The following is a 19,523-nucleotide window of genomic DNA, read 5'->3' as shown; positions in this document are numbered from 1 at the left end:
GTCGGATTGAAACCGAAATCCCAGATTGTCAATCTGCCTGTGTATCAGCCGGGCAAACCGATTGAAGAAGTGAAACGTGAACTGGGGCTTGAACAAGTCATCAAGTTGGCCTCCAACGAAAATCCGTATGGCAGTTCTCCTGCCGCTCTGGAAGCCATTACAAGAGAAATGGCTAATGTAAGTATATACCCTGATGGTAGCTCAGCTGAGCTCACGGGGGTTCTTGCCAATCACCTTGGAGTGGAACGGAATAATCTGATATTCGGATGCGGATCTGATGAGATCATTGCTTTGATTACACGGGCTTTCTTCCTGCCGGGAGACGAAACCATCATGGCTGATCAGACATTCTCCGTATATAAAAGCAATGCAGATATCGAGGGTGCCGTCACCATCGAAGTACCATTGAAGGATGGGACGCATGATCTGACGGCCATGCTCGCTAAAATCAGCGATAAGACCAAAGCCGTATGGGTATGCAATCCGAATAACCCTACCGGAACGATTATCTCTGCACAGGAACTAACCGCATTTATGGATCGCGTACCTTCTCATGTGATGGTTGTGCTGGACGAGGCGTATTATGAATTCGTAACGGATGAGGCCTATCCGCAAAGTATCTCATTGATCGAGCGTTATCCGAATCTCGTGATTTTGCGGACTTTCTCCAAAATATATGGTTTGGCTTCACTCCGCATTGGATACGGTATTGCACGTCCGGAAGTCATTAATCTGATTAACCGTGTACGGGAGCCGTTTAATACTTCCCGTTTCGCACAGGTAGCGGCTATGGCTGCACTTCAAGATCAGACTTTCGTCCAAGAATGCTCAAAGCGGAATGCGACGGATCGGGATTTCCTGCAAAATGAATTTACACGGTTGGGGCTGTCCTATTTCCCTTCACAGGGTAACTTTATTATGGTTGATCTGAACATGCCTTCGGCGGTAGCATTCCAATCCTTGCTGAAACAAGGCATTATCGTTCGCCCAGGATTCCACGTATACCCAACCTACATTCGTGTGTCCGTAGGAACATCAGAACAGAACCGTACATTTGTCACGGCACTGGAGAACACGCTGGCTGAGAAGGCGGTAGTACGCCCTTAATTCTGGCGATGAAAGAGTGAGGACCCATGAAACTAAAAATTGCAATGATCGGAGTAGGGCTCATCGGCGGCTCACTTGCGCTTTGCTTCAAAGGCAAACCTGGTGTAACCGTGATGGGCTACGCCCACTTGGCTGAACTGAAAGACAAGTACATAGCGAGTGGTGTGGTGGATGATGCTACACTCTCTCTGGAGGAAGCGGTACAGGGTGCCGACTTTATTTTTTTGTGTGTGCCCGTAGGGCTGCTTGAATCTTATTTCGAACAGCTTTCCAAGCTTCCATTAAAAAAAGGGTGCATTATTACGGACGTGGGAAGTACCAAGGCTTCCATTGCCGCTTGTGCCGAGCATGTGCGGTTGACCGATGCTTACTTTATTGGCGGTCATCCCATGGCAGGATCGGAGCGTGCAGGCGTAGACGCGGCTTCAGCCGTGTTGTTTGAGAATGCATACTACGTCTTGACTCCTTCAGAACATGTGCCTGAGGAAGCGTACAGCAGGTTGTCTGAGCTGCTTGCGTATACCCGTGCCCAGATCGTTCGTGTAGAGCCACTGCTGCACGATGACATTGTGGGGCGATAAGTCATCTGCCACATGTTATTGCTGTAGCGCTGGTAAACCAGGTGCGTGAATATAATGAGTCGAATCCACTATACAAAATGCTGGCCGCAGGTGGGTTCCGAGATATTACCCGGATTGCGTCCAGTGACGCCATTGTGTGGAGAGACATCCTGCTTAGCAACCGTAATGTACTCCTTGGCTTGCTCAAGGACTGGAATAGCCAAATGACGGCCTTCACGGATATGCTGGAGCATAAGAATGGTGAGGGCATTGAGGAAGCATTCCGTCAGGCACGTGAGTTCCGCAGTATATTGCCAGAGCGACGAAAAGGTATGATCTCACCCTTGTTTGATCTGTATACCGATGTCCAGGATGCACCTGGTATGATCGGCAAGATCGCAACGGAGCTTGGAGCAAATGATATCAACCTGAGCAACCTGGAGATTATTGAGAACCGGGTGGATGTGCCGGGCATTATGCGCCTGTCCTTCCGCCAGGAAGAAGATATGGAACGGGCCAAGACGTTATTGGATTCCTTAGGCTATCAAGTGTGGATCTAGGAAGAAGAGGGCGAAAGCCCTCTTTTTTGAACATAATTTTAGTTAGTTAAAACGATTGAATAGGATGACGGAAAAAAGGATGAATTACCCTGGATTTCCGTTAGATCTAATTTTTTCAAATAAATTCACTTAAAGTGTTGACAAAATGAAAACGTATACATATAATAAGGGTACAGTATGGTTTCTCTCCACTCCTATCCAATAACTGTATTGCTCCACGTGAGCAATGGCCGCTTATGTAAGCGGTCTTTTTTTTGCGTTAAAATATAATTTTGTTATGATACTCACACCCCCACACCCCCATAACGATTCTTCTCATCTGTTTTAATAGCCCTTGATAGAAAGTAGATTAAAAAATCACATTTTTGTAACCTTTTTAGCTTCTCTTTCGTTTATTAAGAAAGGCGTTCCAAAAAGCTTCAAAACAAAGTCATGAAGGCGAAAATGACCGCATATGAATGACAGGTCGGGTTTCTCTGTATCGCAATGGATTTGCCAGGATGATGCAGACCGTTGTACAATAAATACTGTTAATGTAGAAACGTTGGGGAAATTGCCATTACATAGGGGAATTTGGCGGGAAGGCCAGTTATGGCACTGAACGCTGTTTTATGCGGTGAGAACCGCAACTTTTTTGCGCCTGTTCGGTAATACATGGGTAGAGTCGAACGGGGAGAAGCACATGGATGGGCGAGGAGGGGTCGCACTCAAATGACGGATTCCCAGTTGATTCGAGAGATCAAGGAAGGTAACTTGGAGTTATATTCCGAGCTGATGGGTCGTTATCAGCGTAAAATACTGGCTTTCGTATATCATATGTTGAAAAGTTCCAATATGGAGCTGCTTGCGGAAGATCTCTGTTCTGAGACTTTCTATAAAGCGTTCCGCAGTCTGCACTCTTTCCGTGAGGTGGATGCCTCATTCTCAACCTGGTTATATACCATTGCGAGAAATACGGTGCTGAGTGAGCTTCGCAAACAGCGTAGTGGAAATATTCCACTTGAAGAGAGCGGGATTGTCCCCGTTGCTCCTTCGGAGAATGGGCCGGAGTATGCTGTACTAAGAGGCGAGCGGGTCATGCTGGTTAGAGATGCGATTAACAATTTGCCGGAGAAGCAGCGTTCTGCGATTATACTCCGCGAGTATGATCAACTAGACTACCAAGAGATTGCGAATATTCTTGGGCAGAGCGTCAGTTCTGTGAAATCGCTATTATTCAGAGCAAGATCGAGCGTAAAAACTCAGCTGGAGCCTTATTTCTTCGAACCGGTGTACGAGCCATATGAAGGGATGAAGAACCAATGAATTGCAATGAAGCCCAGGAACTGTTTGCACTGGTCTGGGACTTGCCGGAAGCTCATTCTCAGCGGATTGCATTTCATGCTCATCTTGCTGGTTGTGAAGAGTGCTCGGAGCAGTTTGAGGTCTGGGAAGAAGCACAGATCTTACTGCACAGTATTCCGGTCCCAGTGACAGAACAACAGGCAGAGAGAGTGAACCGAAACGTTATGGACCGAATCTACGCGGAGTCTCCATGGCTATTGCCGGAAGAGGCAAAGGTTAATCGTTTCTCTGCTGCGATTCGCAAGCATATGTCTTTGTGGATTGCTGCGTTCCTGGCTATATTTTTATGCAGCTTTCTGTACATGGCGATGTTTAAGCCAAACGTATCAGAAGCTGAGAAATCCAGTGTTGTAACTACGGGTATACTGGAGACGGGTGTTGCAGGAAGCGCATCGTCGTCCTCTGGGTTGTATCAGTACAACATTTCGGAAGCGGACAGAGGAAGCATTATTGAACCATTCGTTGTGAGCGTGGGACCTGCTTATCCTCAGTATTGGATGGCACTGTCTTTACTCGCAATAGGAATGGCTTTATTTTCTCTTGGACGTATGCATCGAACAACGAATAAACGTAAACAAGGTGCACGTGCATAGGTAATTAACCTTTCGTTCACCGTGTGGAGAAATGAGGGATGAAGGTGCGAATTGGGCTTATTCGTCACGGTCTTACAGACTGGAATGCGGCGGGCCGTATTCAGGGCCAGACCGATATACCTCTAAATGGAGAGGGTCGTGAACAGGCAGAACGCCTGGGAAGACGTTTGTTGACCGAAGAATACCAATGGGATTATATCATCACAAGTGGATTATCGCGGGCACAGGAAACAGGGGAGATTATCTCCAAACTGTTGAATGTACCTATGCTTGAGCCGGACGCACGGTTGAAAGAAAGGGCTTTTGGTCAGATTGAAGGTCTGACTTCAGAAGAACGGGTTGCTCGCTGGGGGAATCCTGGGAGGCTCTGGATTTGGGTCAGGAACAGATTGCTGATATCCAGGTTCGTGCACTGACGTTTCTGGAAGATTTATGGTCTGCCTACCCGGACCAAAACGTGCTTATTATATCTCATGGAGCATTTCTGGCCAACCTGTTAACTGTTTTGTATAAAGATCGGTATACGGAACGAATTGGAAATCTGTCCCTGACGATCCTGGAAAAGGGACATGACGACTGGATTCCACTTTTATATAATTGCATACGACATTTGTCTCTGGATACAGCGAAACAACCTAAGTAATCCAACTTGGGTTGTTTTTTTGCGTTTTATGGGCAAGTAAGTTCTATATGATTACAAACCTCTCATTTTTCTTCTGATTGTCCAACATGGGGCATAGTATGGTTAACGAATCAACTTCATAATTCACTAAGGGTATTATGAAATTGATTCCAACATAAAAGATTTCCAAAAACAGGTTTAGATTATGGGGATTCCGTCAACGATATTTACAAAACCAAACTATTTCAGGCCCCGAATCAGCAGCCGAAGTAGTAAACGGGCGAGGCGATGGACCCATGAATCTAGCGGATATGCTAACTTTTGCCGATATTGGCCAGCTTAATCGAATAGCAGACTATTACCAATGTGAATGCAAGCCTAACTCCAAACACGAACTCATCCAGAGTATTCTCACTACATTGGGTAGCAGACCTTTTTTTGAGGAGCAGGTACGTCAACTGAATCAAGCAGATCAGCGCTTTTTGAACAATGTATTGTTTGATCCTCGGAAGTACTATGGTATGGAAGAACTCGTTGCCATAGCCCGTCAATCGATGGACAAAAAGGAGAGTGAGGCTGGCGTCAGTCCACGTGATCTCATCGTACGCTTTAATAAGAGTGGATGGTTGTTCAATGGGACCACGCAGCAGACCCGATATCTGTATCAGGTGCCACAGGATCTGAAATTGAGATTCAGGGATGTGTTATCCACACATTTGCGGGCAGGTATTACCAAAACGACGGAACCGCCTATGTATCGGGATGAGTACCATCTGTTAGCGGATGATCTCAAGTTGTTCCTGCAGTTTGTCCAGCAGTATGAAATTGCCCTTAACGCCGAAGGCATGATGTACCGTCGCTCTCAACAACAAATTATGGATCATCTGCATATTAGTGAAGAATTGGTAGGCAAAGCTGGATGGAGATTCGGATATGGACGTTCATTTAAGGATTACCCGGATCGTTTCGCTCTGGTATACGACTATGCGTTTCATCATCGTCTGGTCCGTGAGGAGCAAGGCATGCTGAAGTTATCATCATCTGGAGAAGAGAAGCTGGGGGCTGAGAAAACAGCCGAAATGATACAGCTATTCAGGTTTTGGTTAAGATTGTATAAAGGTGCTATTCCGAATCTGTCTTCTATTGTGTACTGGACAGGTGAATGTGCCTCTGAATGGTCAACCGTCGAGTCGCTGTTTCGTCAGATCGGCCCATTCATTCAGCCGTTTTATTATGATACGGCAGAAGCCATTTATGATAACCGAATCATTAAAATGATGTTGCACCTTGGTATGGTTCGCATAGGGGAGCATGAAGAAGGCCGGACAGTACAAATGACAGCTTGGGGTTCGCGTCTTGCTGCATCCTGTCGTTCGATCTCAGGAGAAATTAAACCTATTATGTTTGACAAGTAAAGGACAAGTTGCTAAAATCACTCCCAAATTAAGGAGTGATATGAATGATAATTCCGTACAAAGGTCTACAACCACAGCTACACCCTTCGGTATATATGGCTGAGGGAGCAAAATTGATTGGTGATCTGAGAATGGGAGAAGACTCTTCCGTCTGGTTCAATGCTGTATTACGAGGCGATTTGGCACCTATTATTATTGGACAACGCTGTAATATCCAAGACAATGCTGTTGGGCATGTCAATACAGACCAACCATTAATTATGGGAGACGATGTTTCAGTAGGGCATTCAGCGATCATTCATGGTTGTCGTATTGGAACAGGTTCATTAATCGGAATGGGAGCCATCCTGCTTAATGGAGCCGACATTGGCGAATATACGCTGATCGGGGCCGGTTCCGTAGTTACTGAAAATAGCAAAATTCCGCCCTATACTCTGGCTTTGGGGACACCTGCCAAAGTGATTCGTGAGCTGACAGATGCCGATCTGGATCGGATGTCCAGAACTTCACTGGGTTATGTTACCAAAGGAAAAGAATATAGGAGCTCTTAAATCCGTTTTTGGAGGTGCATCCTATTGGATAAAATGAAAGTTACGTATGAAGTCATGTTGGGGCTGGCAGCTGAGATGGTGTGGGACGAAGCGCTTCGCAAACAGCGCAGCGAGAAACTCTATTTGGAAATCGATAAAGCGTTAGCTACCGGAGACGAAGTAGCTTTCCGGAGTCTGACGGATGAACTGAGGACCATAAACTGATGGGTACTAAACTTCTTTTCTAAGATAAAAGGGAATGCGCTGATGCGTGTTTCCTTTTTGATATGCGTGATTTTGAAATGAATGTCTAGCTTTATAACATATGCTCATATATAATATGGGAATAAAATGGATAGAAAGGGGATATAGGGAATTGAAATTCAGTGAGATGAATCAAGACAGCTGGGCTGAACTGCAACTCTATCTGGATACATGCCTTATACCATATACGGCTCTTAGCGGTAATCAGTCGCCAGTTGAAGCTACCGAGGCACTGGAGCGGCTGAGAGATTTTCTGGATCTGGTCGAAATACCTTTCAAAGGAAGAATCATGACGTATCCAGCCTTTCATTATGCTCATTCAGAAATGTCAATGACATTAAATTCCTTGTCCGAACAGCTCAAATCCTCTGGTTTCAAATATGTGGTTATTATGTCATCTGATGGTGAATTCGGCGGAGCGAAAATTTCATCTGCTGATCTGGTGTTGAGTCGATCAGCGTTAACCCGTGAGATCGGAGAAGAAGGACTTGCGAGATATGTCGGGGAGAAAATACGAGAGTTGTGGAAAAAATGAGGTTTTTGATCTAAATGTGACAAAATTACAACACTTTTTTAATAACGCTTACAATTGAACCTTAAAAATGTGTGACAAATTCTTGACGGTGTTCTAGGGCTACTATATGATTATGTATGTTCTAGTAAGTCGTGGAATTTCTGATAATGAAAACGATTGAGAGAGTTGGCTGAAAAAGGGGGGTGGAGACAGTATGAGCAGTGAGCATGACCAGCACGAAGCCTCGATTAAATTGCCAAGCAGGATGGAAATGTCACGCAGGCAGTTTTTGACTTACACGCTTGGTGGAGCTACAGCCTATATGGCCGCCGGTGCGATTCTACCCATGGTCCGTTTTGCGGTGGACCCGATTTTGCAGCACAAGGGAGAAGGCACCTCTGTCAAAGTAGCTGAGATCAGTAAAATTACGAATGAACCTCAAGAATTCACCTTTGAACTTCAACAACAGGATGGTTGGTATCTGAGTAATGCATCGTTGGTAGCATGGATTCGCAAAGACGAGCAGGGGAAAATTTATGCGCTCTCACCTATCTGTAAGCATTTAGGGTGTACAGTAGGCTGGAATAGCGATAAACAATACCCTAACGAGTATCATTGTCCCTGCCACGGCGCGCACTATGACAAGGAAGGGAAAAATCTTGCCGTAGCCCCCAAACCGCTGGATGAGTACGTAGTTAAGGAAGAGCAGGGTTGGGTATATCTGGGCGACATTGTTCCGAACACCCGAGTGAATTAGGAGGCGTGAACGCAGATGTTTAAAAATGTCTATGACTGGATTGACGAGCGTCTCGATATCACGCCAATCTGGAGGGACGTTGCGGATCATGAAGTACCAGAGCATGTAAATCCGGCTCATCACTTTTCCGCATTCGTGTACTGCTTTGGTGGATTGACGTTCTTTATCACTGTTATTCAGATTCTGTCAGGCATGTTCCTGACCATGTATTATGTACCTGATATTATCAATGCATACGCGAGTGTGGAGTATCTGCAGACCAAAGTAGCTTTCGGTCAAATTGTGCGTGGTATGCACCACTGGGGAGCCAGTCTGGTTATCGTAATGATGTTCTTACATACGATGCGTGTGTTCTTTACAGGCTCTTACAAAGCACCGCGCGAAATGAACTGGGTTGTGGGCATGCTTATCTTTTTCGTTATGCTAGGTCTGGGGCTGACAGGGTACTTGCTGCCATGGGATAACAAAGCCTATTTTGCAACAAAAGTTACACTGGAAATCGCCAATACGGTCCCTTGGCTCGGACCCATTATCAAAGAATTCCTGCAAGGCGGTACCATCGTTGGTGCACAGACACTAACCCGATTCTTTGCCCTGCATGTATTCTTCCTCCCCGCGGTGCTTCTGGTGCTTCTGGTCGGACACTTCATCATGATCCGCAAACAGGGCATTTCGGGACCACTATAAACTGAGAAGGGAGGAATCGCAATGGCTCATGGACACAAGAAGGATGATGAGGAAAAGGTTATCTTTGTCGGTGATTCACGCGTTCGTAAAGGGGCGGGATTTATTACTCCGCCTGATTACACGGCGTATCCTGGCAAGTCAGAAGCTTTTATTCCCAACTTCCTGCTGAAAGAATGGATGGTTGGTGTCGTTGTATTGGTGGGGATCCTGGTGCTAACGATCTCAGAACCTGCACCCTTGGGTTATCCGGCCAATCCGAGCGCATCCGTTATTCCCATGCCGGACTGGTACTTCCTTTTTCTGTATCAGTATCTGAAGTATCCTTACGCATCAGGTGATTACGTCCTGCTGGGGGTGCTCGGGGTCAGCGGGATTGCCTTTGGCGCTTTGCTGTTGGCACCATTTCTGGACACGGGCAAGGAGAGGCGTTTCTACAAACGTCCGATTGCTTCATCCCTGATGCTTCTGTCGGTCATTTCTGTTATTTATCTGACAAATGTAGCTTGGACGCACTACGAGCATGAGTTGGAAGCAAGTGGTCAGAAGCCTGAACATATTCAACGTGAAGAAGAGGCGTTGGAGAGGCGTGAACAGGGGCTTCCACCAGTTTCCAATGCGCCAGGGCAAAAGCAAGAAGTTGCAATCGTGGAAAAGGATGACCCTGCAATGGAAACGTACAAGAAGGCCGGTTGTATTGGTTGCCATGCGGCTGATATGAAGGGAGCAAGTGGACCTTCACTTCGAGGCGTAGGTGACAAACACAGCCAGGAAGAGATTCTGACCATTATTAAAGAGGGTTACAACGTAATGCCTCCTCAGTACGATAATGCTATTGCCAAAGGCGTCACGGATGAAGAGATTAATCATCTGGCCGAATGGCTTGCGAAACAGAAGGTAGAACAGTAAAATCGAAATAGCCAATGAAACCTGATCGTTTATGCGGTCAGGTTTTTTGAAGTGTTTTTTGGACAACACAGTAATATGCATAACATGTGATGAAGGAAGGGGCGGGCATGGTGGCTTTATCGTTTTTCTGGAGTAGGGAATTTCTGACCAATCGGTATTTCCTGTGGCTTTTGTTTTGGTGTAATGCGGTAGGAACCGTATACGGTTACATCTGGTACGGAGATCAAATGAAGATGACGCTAGCTGAGCAGCCCGTTTGGCAGATCGTATTTGTGCCAGATAGTCCAACGGCAAGTTTGTTTTTTACGTTAGCATTGTTATGGGTGTTATACCCACCACGATCTATCATTATTAAACGGATTGGACATGTGATTCAGGCACTTGCAGTGGTCACATCTGTGAAATACGGTGTGTGGGCCGTATCCATTATTTTCGCTGGCTGGATGCAAGGCGGTGCACAGCACTGGCAAGACTGGATGTTGATTGCCTCGCATAGTGCGATGGCGATTGAAGCTCTAATCTATGTGCGGTTCTTCGGCTTCCGTTGGGCTAGTCTTGCAGTTGCAGGTCTTTGGACGCTGTTGAATGATACGATGGATTATACATATGGTATCTACCCCTGGTTACCCGGTTCCCTATATAGTCATATCAATGGTGTGCGTAATTTCACATTCGGGCTTACGCTGGTGAGTATTCTGTGTGCATGGCTTACATTGAGACAAGCAAAAAGGAACTAATATCATATCTTGAGCTTGTTCTAAGGGACTTCACTCTGCCATACATTGATGGTGGGAGGGATGTCCATGAAGAGAACGTTTAGGATCAAGACCAGATTATTAGTGGTATTGTTCATGGCTCTGCTGCTTTGGACGAACTTATCATATCGTGTATCCGCGCAAAGTGAAGGATTGAATTCGAATACAGACCAGCACGTGTCTACAAGCAATTCAATTGCACAATTGAATGAAGAAGCAGCCTTGCTGTATCGTCAGGCGCTTGAGAACGATATGGAGGAAGTGCGAGGAAGCATTCTGCGCATAAGTAAGAGTCTGGAGCACATCTCCTTTCAGGGACAAACGACAGTCGAGGGCATTCATGCCTTGTCCGAAACCGTAGTTGAAGTGAAAGAAGCAGTTGTTAAGGTGAAACATGACGATGACTCACTCCAGCAAGCTACTGCCAAACTCAGACTTGCAGCAGATAGTCTCGCGAATCCGACCAAGCCTTTATGGCTTCAGTATTATAAAATCGTAAAAAACGATCTGGATGCTTTATCCGCTGCTACAAATCAGGGGCAAACTGCAACCATACTGGTGAACCGCTACGCTGTTCTTGAAGAGCATTATGAGACGATTCGCCCTGCTGCAATGATTCGCCATGAGCCATATGTGATTGCGCAGGTGGACGCTTGGTTATCTCATACCAAGGGGCTTACAACGGCCAAGAAGCCTGATCTCGTTCAATTAAAGAGCATGGTGGGCCATGGGGAGGAATTGGTGAATCAGTTGTTTGGTCGCGAGAAGGACGAGAGTGCTTTTGTACCGTTTGTGCAGGGGCCTGATCGAAGGGCAGCCGGGTTGCTCATCAGTTCGGCCATTGTGGCCACACTGGGTTATGCCGGGTATCGTAAATATCGTGCGCAGCAGCATGGCGTTTTTCCTTTTCGACGGTAATGCATTATGAACCTGATCGTATATAAAAAGACCTCTACCCACACATAGAGCCTGTATACCGGCTATTTATGTGGAAAGAGGTTTTTTTATAATCTGTGTTCAGTGTACATGCGTTAACTCTCTTTGAAACCTTCTCCATGCACATCGTGAACATCACTTATGATGACAAAAGCCCTCGGATCAATGGAACGTACAATGGTTTGCAATCGCCTGAACTCTTGCCTGGAGATCACGCAGTAGGCCATATGCTTGGCCTGCTTGGAATAGGCTCCAATGGCTGGAATGAGGGTAACGCCGCGATCCATATCCCTTGTAATCTGCTCTGCAATCTCGGGTGCATGGTCACTGATAATCATGAATGCTCGTGCAGAATATGCACCTTCCTGAATAAAGTCGATGACTTTGGAGGCAATAAATACAGCCACCAGTGTATACAGGATTTTCTCTTTGGGGATGTAGATGAGAGAGAGACCAATAATAATGAAATCGATGCCCAGCAAAACTCGGCCCATACTCCAACCATACTTGCGATTGAGAATACGAGCAATAATGTCCGATCCGCCCGTCGTTCCACCCCAGCGAAATACGATACCAAGGCCAGCACCCAAGGTAACACCTGCATATAGTGCTGCAAGCAATAGATCATTCTCGGTATGTAAGGGTTTAATCCATCCCAGATGAATCCATTTTTCGAACAACCACAGAAACACGGTTAATGCTCCAATACCGATCCCGGTGTAGATCATCTGTCTGCTGCCCAAAATTTTGAGTCCAATCAGAAAAAGGGGAATGTTAAGAATCAGGGTGGTGAGTGAAGGTGAGATCCCGAATGCATAATTAATCAACAACGTAACCCCGGTGAGGCCACCTTCCATAAGCTGGTTGGGGATAATGAAATACAGGAGCCCGAAGGCATATAAGGCAGTACCCAACAAGATGGGCAGAACCAGTTTGACTTGAACCCAGGTTTTGGAAGTGCTCATAAGATCCCTCTCTGTACTTAATTTAGAATGAGGAAGCAATCATTCCATCCTAGTATACCTGTTTATCCATTCTTTAAAAATGATTTGTGGCTAATGATGGTGGAAGTGAATCTAAATAACTGATATATTAGGAACAAATACGACATCATTTCAAAAGGAGAATCCGTTCTCATGGAGAAAAGCATCGCAGAAATGCAGCGTGAGGTTGACCTTTATATTTCCCAGTTCAAGGAGGGATACTTCAGTCCTCTGGCCATGCTCGCCCGGATGTCAGAAGAGGTTGGAGAGCTTGCCAGGGAAGTGAATCACGAGTTCGGTGAGAAACCGAAGAAGTCTTCCGAAGCTGCCAATTCCATTGAACTTGAGCTCGGAGACATTTTATTTATCACGATTTGTTTTGCCAACTCGCTGGGAATTGATCTGGCTGAGGCGCATGACAAAGTCATGCATAAATTTAATACTCGCGATGCCAATCGGTGGACTCCAAAAAACACCGATTAGGCGTAGATTACATATGCTGTACCATCACCCAATCGGGGAGGTCAGCTTTGATGATGAAACCGGAAGATTATATGCAGCAGGCATACCACTGTATATTGAAAAATGATTTTGAGCAGGCCATTCGTTGGTTCGAGTCAGCCATTCATGCTCATCCAAAACATGCGGAGTTATATTATCGCTGTTCGATTACGCATGCCCGTAGCAAGCATCTGATTCCTGCGCTTGAATACGCACGCAAGGCGGTTGAATTGTCCAATGGAACAGAAGAGTATATTCTGCATCTGCAGACATTGGAAGCGAAACAATTGACCTTCAAAGCCAAACTGCTGCTGGAACAGGCTGGTATGGAAACACAAGAACGTTATGTGGAAGCGTCTACGCTTCTGAAGGAAGCGGTCAGACTTGATCCGCTTTTCGTCGAAGCACATGTTATGCTTGCACTGGCCTACAGTGACCTGAATGAATTTGAATGTGCCATGCAGGCGCTACGTGAGGCCATTTTACTGGACCCGCAGAACGGGCAATTGCATCAGATGTTACAGGAAATCAAGCAACGTATGAAATCCATTCAGTAAGATTTCATTTCACAGGGATATCCCTGTGAAGTTGAAATGGATTCAACGATATATTCCAACATAGCGAGGAGATGCAGCCAATGAGTGAAGTAATAAGAGTTGCCGTGATCGGAGCGGCTGGTCGAATGGGCCGTGAAGTCGTGAAATTGGTACTTCAGGACCCGGAACTGGAGCTTGCAGCTGCAGTCAACCGCTCCGGAGCAGGCACGGATGCCGGAACACTGGTTGGTTTGCCAGAGTGTGGAGTACTGGTAACCGATGACATTGAAATGGCTTTTGCCGAAACGAAGCCACAGGTTATGGTTGATTTTACAGTGCCGCAATATGCATTTGCTCATACCGAGATTGCGATCCGTCATGGAGTCAGACCTGTCATGGGTGTTACTGGCTTCACGCCGGAGCAGATTGAACAGTTGGACAAGCAGTGTCAGGACAAAGGGATTGGTGGGCTTATTGCCCCTAACTTCTCGATCGGTGCCATTCTAATGATGCGATTTGCAGCACAGGCTGCCAAACATATGCCTAATGTGGAAATCATTGAATATCACGGAGATCAGAAGCTGGATGCCCCTTCAGGGACAGCAATCAAAACAGCCGAGCTGATTGCTGCCAATCGTGAAGAACATCGTCAGGGTAATCCCAATGAAGAAGAAACGATTGAAGGATCACGAGGCGGTTATTACAATGGTTTCCGAATTCACAGTGTACGATTGCCCGGCGTTTTTGCGCAGCAGGAAGTTGTTTTTGGAGACTACGGACAGTCGCTTAAAATTCGGCATGACTCTTATGAACGTGCAGGTTATATGCCTGGTGTTAAGATCGGTGTACAGAAGGTTATGGAATATACAGGACTTATCTACGGATTTGATCACTTTATTGACTAAAGGAGATTGTCATGTTGAAAATAGCATTTATCGCCCATGATCGCAAAAAAGAAGAGATGGTTAACTTCGTAACAGCATATGAACCTGTTTTTACAGACCATCAATTGTACTCCACCGGAACAACAGGGCTTCGCATTATGGAAGGAACTTCTCTGCAGATTCATCGATTTGAATCGGGCCCATTGGGCGGAGATCAGCAGATTGGAGCCTTGGTTGCACAAAATGAGATGGATCTGATTATTTTTCTGCGTGACCCACTGATGGCACAACCACACGAGCCGGATATTAATGCGCTGCTGCGTCTCTGTGATGTACAGGGAATTCCACTTGCCACGAATATCGCAACAGCCGAAATTCTGGTAAAGGCTCTGGATCGTGGCGATTTTGCCTGGAGAGAGCTTGTACATAAATACAAGCCGGAGGCAGGATTGAATTCAGGTGATTCTGAATGAGTCTGGATATTCTCATCTTTGGAGCACATGCGGACGATGCGGAGATTGGTATGGGTGGCACCATTGCCAAACATACCGCTGCCGGCTTGAAAGTAGGCGTGTGTGATCTGACGCGGGCTGAGATGTCATCCAACGGAACAGTAGAGCGCAGAACCGAGGAAGCGGAGCAAGCCTCCAGCATCCTCGGTCTTTCGTGTCGAACCAATCTCGCTCTTCCTGATCGGGGATTATATATTACTCCCGAACATGTACAGGCTGTAACCGCTGAGATTCGGCGTCATGCCCCTCGCATGGTATTTGCCCCTTACTGGGAAGATCGTCATCCGGATCATGTCCATTGCAGCAAACTTGTGCAGGAAGCCGTATTTAATGCCAAGCTTCGGAACTACATGCCGGACATGCCTGCCGTACAAGTGAAGGAACTGTATTTTTACTTTATTAACGATATTGGACCTACGGATTTGATTGTGGATATTTCGGAACACTATGAGCAAAAAGAAAATTCATTGCTCAGTTATCGTTCCCAATTCGAACGGGGAGACGGAGTGGTCTCCACGCCACTCAACCAAGGGTATATTGAACGTGTAAAGGCTCGTGATTCCTTGCTTGGACAACGTAGCCTCATAGCGTTTGCAGAAGGTTTTGCTACAATTACACCTTACGTGGTGAATCAATTTGGCACAGCTGCTCAATAAACGATTTTACATTTTACGTGTTAATGAATGAATCGTTTCATTTCATTATTCCGTTGTATTATATCAACCCGCTGTATGCGGGAGATTAAAGGAGCGTCCACCGGATGGATCAAAAGCTAAAAATTGGAATCACCTGTTATCCGTCCCTCGGAGGGTCTGGCGTTGTCGCAACGGAGCTGGGCAAATTGCTTGCCGAACAGGGGCATCAGGTTCACTTTATCGCCAACAGTATCCCGTTCAGACTGGGCACGTTCCAGAAAAATATTTTTTATCATGAAGTAGAAGTAAACGACTATTACGTTTTCCGTTATCCTCCATATGACCTTTCACTCGCTACAAAGATGGCTCAAGTAGCCAAGTCCCAGCAGCTGGATCTGTTGCATGTTCATTATGCCGTGCCACACGCAGTATGTGCCTTTCTCGCGAAACAGATGGTAGGGGATGGTCTCAAAGTCGTTACCACTTTGCATGGAACGGATATTACCGTTCTGGCTCAGGATGAAACTCTAAAGGATTTGATTCGTCTTGCGATTAATGAAAGTGACGCGGTCACTGCAGTATCGAAAGATTTGATCCGAGAAACGGTGGATCTGCTGGATATTCAGCGTCCCATTGACCTGACCTACAATTTTATTGACAAACGAATATATTATCCGCGGGATGCTGCCAGTCTGCGAAGAGATTTCGCTGCGCCTGAGGAAAAAATATTAATGCATATTTCCAATTTCCGTCCTGTGAAGAGAACTCAAGATGTTGTAGAGGTCTTCCGTCAGGTGCAGGAGCAGGTTCCATCCAAACTGTTATTTGTTGGTGAGGGGCCTGATTTGCCTAAGATACAATCGAAGATTAATGAGCTCGGTTTGAGTGATAAGGTTCATTTCCTTGGCAAACAGGATGACATTGCTCAGGTGATTTCCATGGCTGACGTATTGATGCTTCCATCGGAGAAAGAAAGTTTTGGACTCGTGGCGCTTGAAGCGATGGCTTGTGGTGTACCAACTGTCGGTTCTCAGGCTGGAGGAATTCCGGAACTGGTTTTACATGGCAAGACAGGCTTCCTGTCCTCAATCGGAGATACGCAATCCATGGCCGAGAACACGATCCGTTTATTGACGGATGATCGTTTGGCTGCGGAGTTCAGGGATGCTTGTCTCCAGCGCGCACATCATGATTTTTGCAATGATGCAATTCGGCATGAATATGAACAGATTTACTACCGAGTGCTGGGTAGAGAAGTTCCGAATCTGAATCCGGTTTGCGGTTAAGGAATTTGCCGAGCGAAATGATACTGTGCAGACCACAACAGGGCAGACCACAACAGGTATGAGAAGAGGTGATATGTGGTGGTTCAATGGACACAGGTAGAACGTGAGATGGCAAAACAAAGTGAGAACGTACTCACGAAATTAAATGAACGAGGTTATCAAGCCTACTGGGTCGGCGGTTGTGTGCGCGACGAATTGCTGGGACGTGTTGTAGATGATATGGATATCACGACATCTGCTTCTCCACAGCAAGTCATGGAATTGTTCGATGACTGCATACCTACTGGCCTGCAACATGGAACGGTTACAGTTCGTTCAGGGGGTTATTACTTTGAAGTTACGACGTTTCGAACAGAATCGGAATATCAGGATAATCGAAGACCTGCTACGGTTCAATTTGTCCAGGATATCAAGGAAGATCTGGAGCGGCGTGACTTCACGATGAATGCTCTTGCCATGGACGTTACGGGGACAATGGTTGACCCATTTGGGGGACAGACCGATATTAAGGAAGAACGAGTCAGATGTGTTGGTTCTGCGATGGAGCGATTTGGTGAAGATGCACTGCGGATGCTCCGTTGTGTTCGGTTTGCTTCGGTGTTTAATTTCAAGATCGTCCATAATACGTGGAAGGGTCTTGTAAGGCAGGGAGACTTGCTTCAGCATATAGCGATGGAACGTGTGCGTACCGAGATGGTGAAAATGATGTCTGGCCCACATCCCCTAAGAGGATTGGGGTTGTTAGATCGAAGTAAAGCACTTGCACATATCAAAGCTCCGGTCAGCTCAGCCCGATTTAACAAGACTCTCTTATCCAATCTGGAGCAATTGTCTGGTGAGCATGTGTTGCTTCGCTGGTCACTCCTTCTAATTGCAGGTGGTTATAGTAAGGATGAGGCCGATGTTTTGTTGCGTCAGTGGACATTCTCCAATGAACATCGCTCACGTATAACAGGGGTTCTTCAGGTGGAGCAGCTGGTTCAGGCCTCCATTCAGGAACTGGAACAGAAGGATATAACCAGCCTGCGAACAGACTGGATTGTTACCGTACTGACTTGCGGAGTTCAGGCTGCGGACGATTGGCTTCGCCTACAGTCGCTGCTGCCAGCGGGTTGGCGTGATCAGCTCGATCAGGCAGAGTCGCAATTGGTTTTGGTTCAGGAGCATGCAGCCGAATGGAGCCAATCCATCCCGGTACATGACTTGAAAGAGCTGGATATCACAGGTGAACAAGTGTTGCAGATGGTGCAGCGCAAAGGCGGACCGTGGCTAGGACAACTGATGAAACATTTGCTAAAAGAAACGGCTATTGGAAATATTGCGAATCAACATGAGGCGCTGAGCGCAGAAGTGAAGCGGGTGGTTGCAGATGACCAAGCATGAAGAACTGTTACATATGTTATTGAATGCTGACGGCCAATTTGTATCGGGTGAAGAGATCAGCCGTAATCTGTCCATCAGTCGGACGGCCGTATGGAAACATGTGAATAAGTTACGCGAGATGGGTTATGAGTTCGAAGCTGTATCCCGCAAAGGGTATCGACTGGTGACGAAACCGGACAGTATTGACGCCACAGCTCTCCAATTGGCGTTGAATACAACCGTCTTTGGCCGTAAGGCTGTTCTGTTGGCATCCACCTCGTCTACGCAAGGAGATGTCCTGAAGCTCGCTGAGCAAGGTCAGGGAGAGGGTGCCGTGGTCATTGCGGAAGAGCAAACCGTAGGAAGAGGACGTTTTGGTCGGAAATGGTTCTCTCCTGCGGGTAAAGGGATCTGGATGAGCGTACTCTTGCGCCCTGATTTACCGCTGCAAAATACGCCTCAGTTAACCTTATTAACAGGAGTAGCTGTATGTCGTGCCGTTCGAGCCTGTACTGGAGCCGACGCGGGTATCAAATGGCCGAATGATCTATTGATTGATGGGCGCAAGGTGTGTGGCATACTGCTCGAATCAACGGTGGAAGACCATCAAGTCAGATACTGTATTGCAGGTATAGGCGTGGACGTGAACTTTGATCCGGGTGATTATCCGGAAGAGTTAAGCACCATTGCCACTTCGCTTAAAATGGAGACGGGACAGACCGTTGATCGGACCAAACTTGCCGCAGCCATTTTGACGGAGCTGGAGCAGTTGTATTATTTGTATCAAAATGAAGGATTCGGTGTCATCTCAGCACTCTGGGAGGCTCTGTCCGTATCGATAAATCGAGAGATCACAGTGACTAATCATCAAGGTACCATTGAAGGCTTGGCAATCGGTCTGGATCCTTCCGGAGCGCTTGTGGTGGAGAAGCATAGTGGAGAATATGTGCTAGTTATCTCTGGTGAGATTTCATGGAAATCGTAAACAATTTGTCGAATTTCCACGGGTAAAATGAACATAAGACGTGAAGTTTGAGCAGAACTTTGGTATACTGTGTTCGTGAGGTGATATCGGCTAATGGTTGCCGAATTGCACTCCGACAAGAGGTACCTTTGTTCTGCTTTGATGTGTTTCATAGTATCAGTCAGCAGTTCAAAAATGAAATATGTTCAAGTGAGTTGTTGGATTCTGCTCTGAGCCGAAGAGGACCGAGACAGAAGGGACGATCGCAAGTGACTCTTTTTTGACTTTTCGGGACTTTTTAGTGGAAAAC

The 19,523-nt window shown here is 46.4% G+C and carries 21 protein-coding genes and 2 pseudogenes; 22 read left to right on the top strand and 1 reads right to left on the bottom strand.

The features are described from left to right. Positions 1 to 6: 6 nt before the first annotated feature. The 14 genes and pseudogenes from hisC (at position 7) to C0Q44_RS20370 (ending at position 11,532) form a co-directional block, all read left to right on the top strand. Positions 7 to 1,107 carry a histidinol-phosphate transaminase gene (gene hisC / locus C0Q44_RS20435; protein WP_105409072.1) on the top strand — a complete coding sequence of 367 codons (1,101 nt, stop codon included), beginning with the start codon at positions 7 to 9 and terminating at the stop codon, positions 1,105 to 1,107. 26 nt (positions 1,108 to 1,133) lie between these two features. Further along, a pseudogene (locus tag C0Q44_RS20430) lies at positions 1,134 to 2,227 on the top strand (prephenate dehydrogenase). A 711-nt stretch (positions 2,228 to 2,938) separates the two neighbouring features. Further along, positions 2,939 to 3,532: an RNA polymerase sigma factor gene (locus C0Q44_RS20425; protein WP_105409071.1), complete on the top strand. Its 594-nt coding sequence runs from the start codon at positions 2,939 to 2,941 to the stop codon at positions 3,530 to 3,532. Further along, positions 3,529 to 4,164 (top strand): anti-sigma factor family protein, encoded by a 636-nt coding sequence (locus tag C0Q44_RS20420; RefSeq protein WP_105409070.1) that lies wholly within the window; start codon positions 3,529 to 3,531, stop codon positions 4,162 to 4,164. The genes C0Q44_RS20425 and C0Q44_RS20420 overlap by 4 nt, the downstream gene beginning before the upstream one ends. 44 nt (positions 4,165 to 4,208) lie before the next feature. Then, positions 4,209 to 4,807 (top strand): annotated as a pseudogene (locus tag C0Q44_RS20415) (histidine phosphatase family protein). Between the two features lie 275 nt (positions 4,808 to 5,082). Next, on the top strand, positions 5,083 to 6,201 hold the full coding sequence (locus C0Q44_RS20410) for a hypothetical protein (RefSeq protein ID WP_105409069.1): 1,119 nt from the start codon (positions 5,083 to 5,085) through the stop codon (positions 6,199 to 6,201). A 44-nt stretch (positions 6,202 to 6,245) separates the two neighbouring features. After that, positions 6,246 to 6,752 (top strand): gamma carbonic anhydrase family protein, encoded by a 507-nt coding sequence (locus tag C0Q44_RS20405; protein ID WP_105409068.1) that lies wholly within the window; start codon positions 6,246 to 6,248, stop codon positions 6,750 to 6,752. A gap of 24 nt (positions 6,753 to 6,776) precedes the next feature. After that, positions 6,777 to 6,956, top strand: coding sequence for an IDEAL domain-containing protein (locus C0Q44_RS20400; protein WP_017687723.1), 180 nt, complete (start codon positions 6,777 to 6,779; stop codon positions 6,954 to 6,956). A gap of 151 nt (positions 6,957 to 7,107) precedes the next feature. Beyond that, positions 7,108 to 7,530 carry a DUF2487 family protein gene (locus C0Q44_RS20395; RefSeq protein ID WP_105409067.1) on the top strand — a complete coding sequence of 141 codons (423 nt, stop codon included), beginning with the start codon at positions 7,108 to 7,110 and terminating at the stop codon, positions 7,528 to 7,530. A gap of 193 nt (positions 7,531 to 7,723) precedes the next feature. Next, positions 7,724 to 8,266 (top strand): QcrA and Rieske domain-containing protein, encoded by a 543-nt coding sequence (locus C0Q44_RS20390; protein ID WP_105409066.1) that lies wholly within the window; start codon positions 7,724 to 7,726, stop codon positions 8,264 to 8,266. A 15-nt stretch (positions 8,267 to 8,281) separates the two neighbouring features. Further along, entirely contained in the window at positions 8,282 to 8,953 is a 672-nt protein-coding gene (gene qcrB / locus C0Q44_RS20385) for a menaquinol-cytochrome c reductase cytochrome b subunit (protein ID WP_105409065.1), read from the top strand. 21 nt (positions 8,954 to 8,974) lie between these two features. Further along, entirely contained in the window at positions 8,975 to 9,859 is an 885-nt protein-coding gene (locus C0Q44_RS20380; RefSeq protein WP_105409064.1) for a menaquinol-cytochrome c reductase cytochrome b/c subunit, read from the top strand. Between the two features lie 110 nt (positions 9,860 to 9,969). Beyond that, positions 9,970 to 10,596 (top strand): DUF1405 domain-containing protein, encoded by a 627-nt coding sequence (locus C0Q44_RS20375; RefSeq protein ID WP_105409320.1) that lies wholly within the window; start codon positions 9,970 to 9,972, stop codon positions 10,594 to 10,596. 66 nt (positions 10,597 to 10,662) lie between these two features. Continuing rightward, positions 10,663 to 11,532, top strand: coding sequence for a sporulation protein YpjB (locus C0Q44_RS20370; protein ID WP_181151097.1), 870 nt, complete (start codon positions 10,663 to 10,665; stop codon positions 11,530 to 11,532). Between the two features lie 113 nt (positions 11,533 to 11,645). Here the strand turns inward: C0Q44_RS20370 and C0Q44_RS20365 are convergent, their stop codons facing one another. Then, a complete protein-coding gene (locus C0Q44_RS20365; protein WP_105409062.1) occupies positions 11,646 to 12,515 on the bottom strand; it encodes a YitT family protein in 870 nt (289 codons plus the stop codon). 171 nt (positions 12,516 to 12,686) lie between these two features. Here C0Q44_RS20365 and C0Q44_RS20360 point away from each other — a divergent pair, with 171 nt between their 5' ends. From C0Q44_RS20360 to C0Q44_RS20325, 8 genes are all read left to right on the top strand, one after another. After that, positions 12,687 to 13,016 carry a nucleotide pyrophosphohydrolase gene (locus tag C0Q44_RS20360; RefSeq protein ID WP_105409061.1) on the top strand — a complete coding sequence of 110 codons (330 nt, stop codon included), beginning with the start codon at positions 12,687 to 12,689 and terminating at the stop codon, positions 13,014 to 13,016. 50 nt (positions 13,017 to 13,066) lie between these two features. After that, positions 13,067 to 13,591 (top strand): tetratricopeptide repeat protein, encoded by a 525-nt coding sequence (locus tag C0Q44_RS20355; protein ID WP_105409060.1) that lies wholly within the window; start codon positions 13,067 to 13,069, stop codon positions 13,589 to 13,591. Between the two features lie 80 nt (positions 13,592 to 13,671). Beyond that, positions 13,672 to 14,475 carry a 4-hydroxy-tetrahydrodipicolinate reductase gene (dapB, locus tag C0Q44_RS20350; RefSeq protein WP_105409059.1) on the top strand — a complete coding sequence of 268 codons (804 nt, stop codon included), beginning with the start codon at positions 13,672 to 13,674 and terminating at the stop codon, positions 14,473 to 14,475. Positions 14,476 to 14,486: 11 nt separating this feature from the next. After that, entirely contained in the window at positions 14,487 to 14,927 is a 441-nt protein-coding gene (gene mgsA / locus C0Q44_RS20345) for a methylglyoxal synthase (protein WP_105409058.1), read from the top strand. After that, on the top strand, positions 14,924 to 15,622 hold the full coding sequence (gene bshB1, locus C0Q44_RS20340) for a bacillithiol biosynthesis deacetylase BshB1 (protein ID WP_105409057.1): 699 nt from the start codon (positions 14,924 to 14,926) through the stop codon (positions 15,620 to 15,622). Before mgsA ends, bshB1 begins: the two co-directional genes overlap by 4 nt. A gap of 104 nt (positions 15,623 to 15,726) precedes the next feature. Beyond that, entirely contained in the window at positions 15,727 to 16,887 is a 1,161-nt protein-coding gene (gene bshA / locus C0Q44_RS20335) for an N-acetyl-alpha-D-glucosaminyl L-malate synthase BshA (protein ID WP_105409056.1), read from the top strand. Positions 16,888 to 16,965: 78 nt separating this feature from the next. Beyond that, positions 16,966 to 18,270, top strand: a complete 1,305-nt coding sequence (locus C0Q44_RS20330; protein ID WP_258166459.1) for a CCA tRNA nucleotidyltransferase — start codon at positions 16,966 to 16,968, stop codon at positions 18,268 to 18,270. Beyond that, positions 18,257 to 19,234: a biotin--[acetyl-CoA-carboxylase] ligase gene (locus C0Q44_RS20325; protein WP_105409055.1), complete on the top strand. Its 978-nt coding sequence runs from the start codon at positions 18,257 to 18,259 to the stop codon at positions 19,232 to 19,234. The genes C0Q44_RS20330 and C0Q44_RS20325 overlap by 14 nt, the downstream gene beginning before the upstream one ends. The last annotated feature ends 289 nt before the right edge of the window (positions 19,235 to 19,523 follow it).

Source organism: Paenibacillus sp. PCH8 (genome assembly GCF_002968835.1).
Lineage (GTDB): Bacteria > Bacillota > Bacilli > Paenibacillales > Paenibacillaceae > Paenibacillus.
The sequence above is the reverse complement of the archived record's forward strand: the minus strand, read 5'-3'. Positions and strand labels throughout refer to the sequence as shown.

What these genes read in the sequence shown, in the direction of transcription:
- C0Q44_RS20425 (WP_105409071.1), top strand. Translation starts at nt 2,939, where the DNA reads ATGACGGATTCCCAGTTGATTCGAGAGATCAAGGAAGGTAACTTGGAG.
- C0Q44_RS20420 (WP_105409070.1), top strand. Translation starts at nt 3,529, where the DNA reads ATGAATTGCAATGAAGCCCAGGAACTGTTTGCACTGGTCTGGGACTTG.
- C0Q44_RS20410 (WP_105409069.1), top strand. Translation starts at nt 5,083, where the DNA reads ATGAATCTAGCGGATATGCTAACTTTTGCCGATATTGGCCAGCTTAAT.
- C0Q44_RS20405 (WP_105409068.1), top strand. Translation starts at nt 6,246, where the DNA reads ATGATAATTCCGTACAAAGGTCTACAACCACAGCTACACCCTTCGGTA.
- C0Q44_RS20390 (WP_105409066.1), top strand. Translation starts at nt 7,724, where the DNA reads ATGAGCAGTGAGCATGACCAGCACGAAGCCTCGATTAAATTGCCAAGC.
- qcrB (WP_105409065.1), top strand. Translation starts at nt 8,282, where the DNA reads ATGTTTAAAAATGTCTATGACTGGATTGACGAGCGTCTCGATATCACG.
- C0Q44_RS20380 (WP_105409064.1), top strand. Translation starts at nt 8,975, where the DNA reads ATGGCTCATGGACACAAGAAGGATGATGAGGAAAAGGTTATCTTTGTC.
- C0Q44_RS20370 (WP_181151097.1), top strand. Translation starts at nt 10,663, where the DNA reads ATGAAGAGAACGTTTAGGATCAAGACCAGATTATTAGTGGTATTGTTC.
- C0Q44_RS20365 (WP_105409062.1), bottom strand. Translation starts at nt 12,515, where the DNA reads ATGAGCACTTCCAAAACCTGGGTTCAAGTCAAACTGGTTCTGCCCATC.
- C0Q44_RS20360 (WP_105409061.1), top strand. Translation starts at nt 12,687, where the DNA reads ATGGAGAAAAGCATCGCAGAAATGCAGCGTGAGGTTGACCTTTATATT.
- C0Q44_RS20355 (WP_105409060.1), top strand. Translation starts at nt 13,067, where the DNA reads ATGATGAAACCGGAAGATTATATGCAGCAGGCATACCACTGTATATTG.
- dapB (WP_105409059.1), top strand. Translation starts at nt 13,672, where the DNA reads ATGAGTGAAGTAATAAGAGTTGCCGTGATCGGAGCGGCTGGTCGAATG.
- mgsA (WP_105409058.1), top strand. Translation starts at nt 14,487, where the DNA reads ATGTTGAAAATAGCATTTATCGCCCATGATCGCAAAAAAGAAGAGATG.
- bshB1 (WP_105409057.1), top strand. Translation starts at nt 14,924, where the DNA reads ATGAGTCTGGATATTCTCATCTTTGGAGCACATGCGGACGATGCGGAG.
- bshA (WP_105409056.1), top strand. Translation starts at nt 15,727, where the DNA reads ATGGATCAAAAGCTAAAAATTGGAATCACCTGTTATCCGTCCCTCGGA.
- C0Q44_RS20325 (WP_105409055.1), top strand. Translation starts at nt 18,257, where the DNA reads ATGACCAAGCATGAAGAACTGTTACATATGTTATTGAATGCTGACGGC.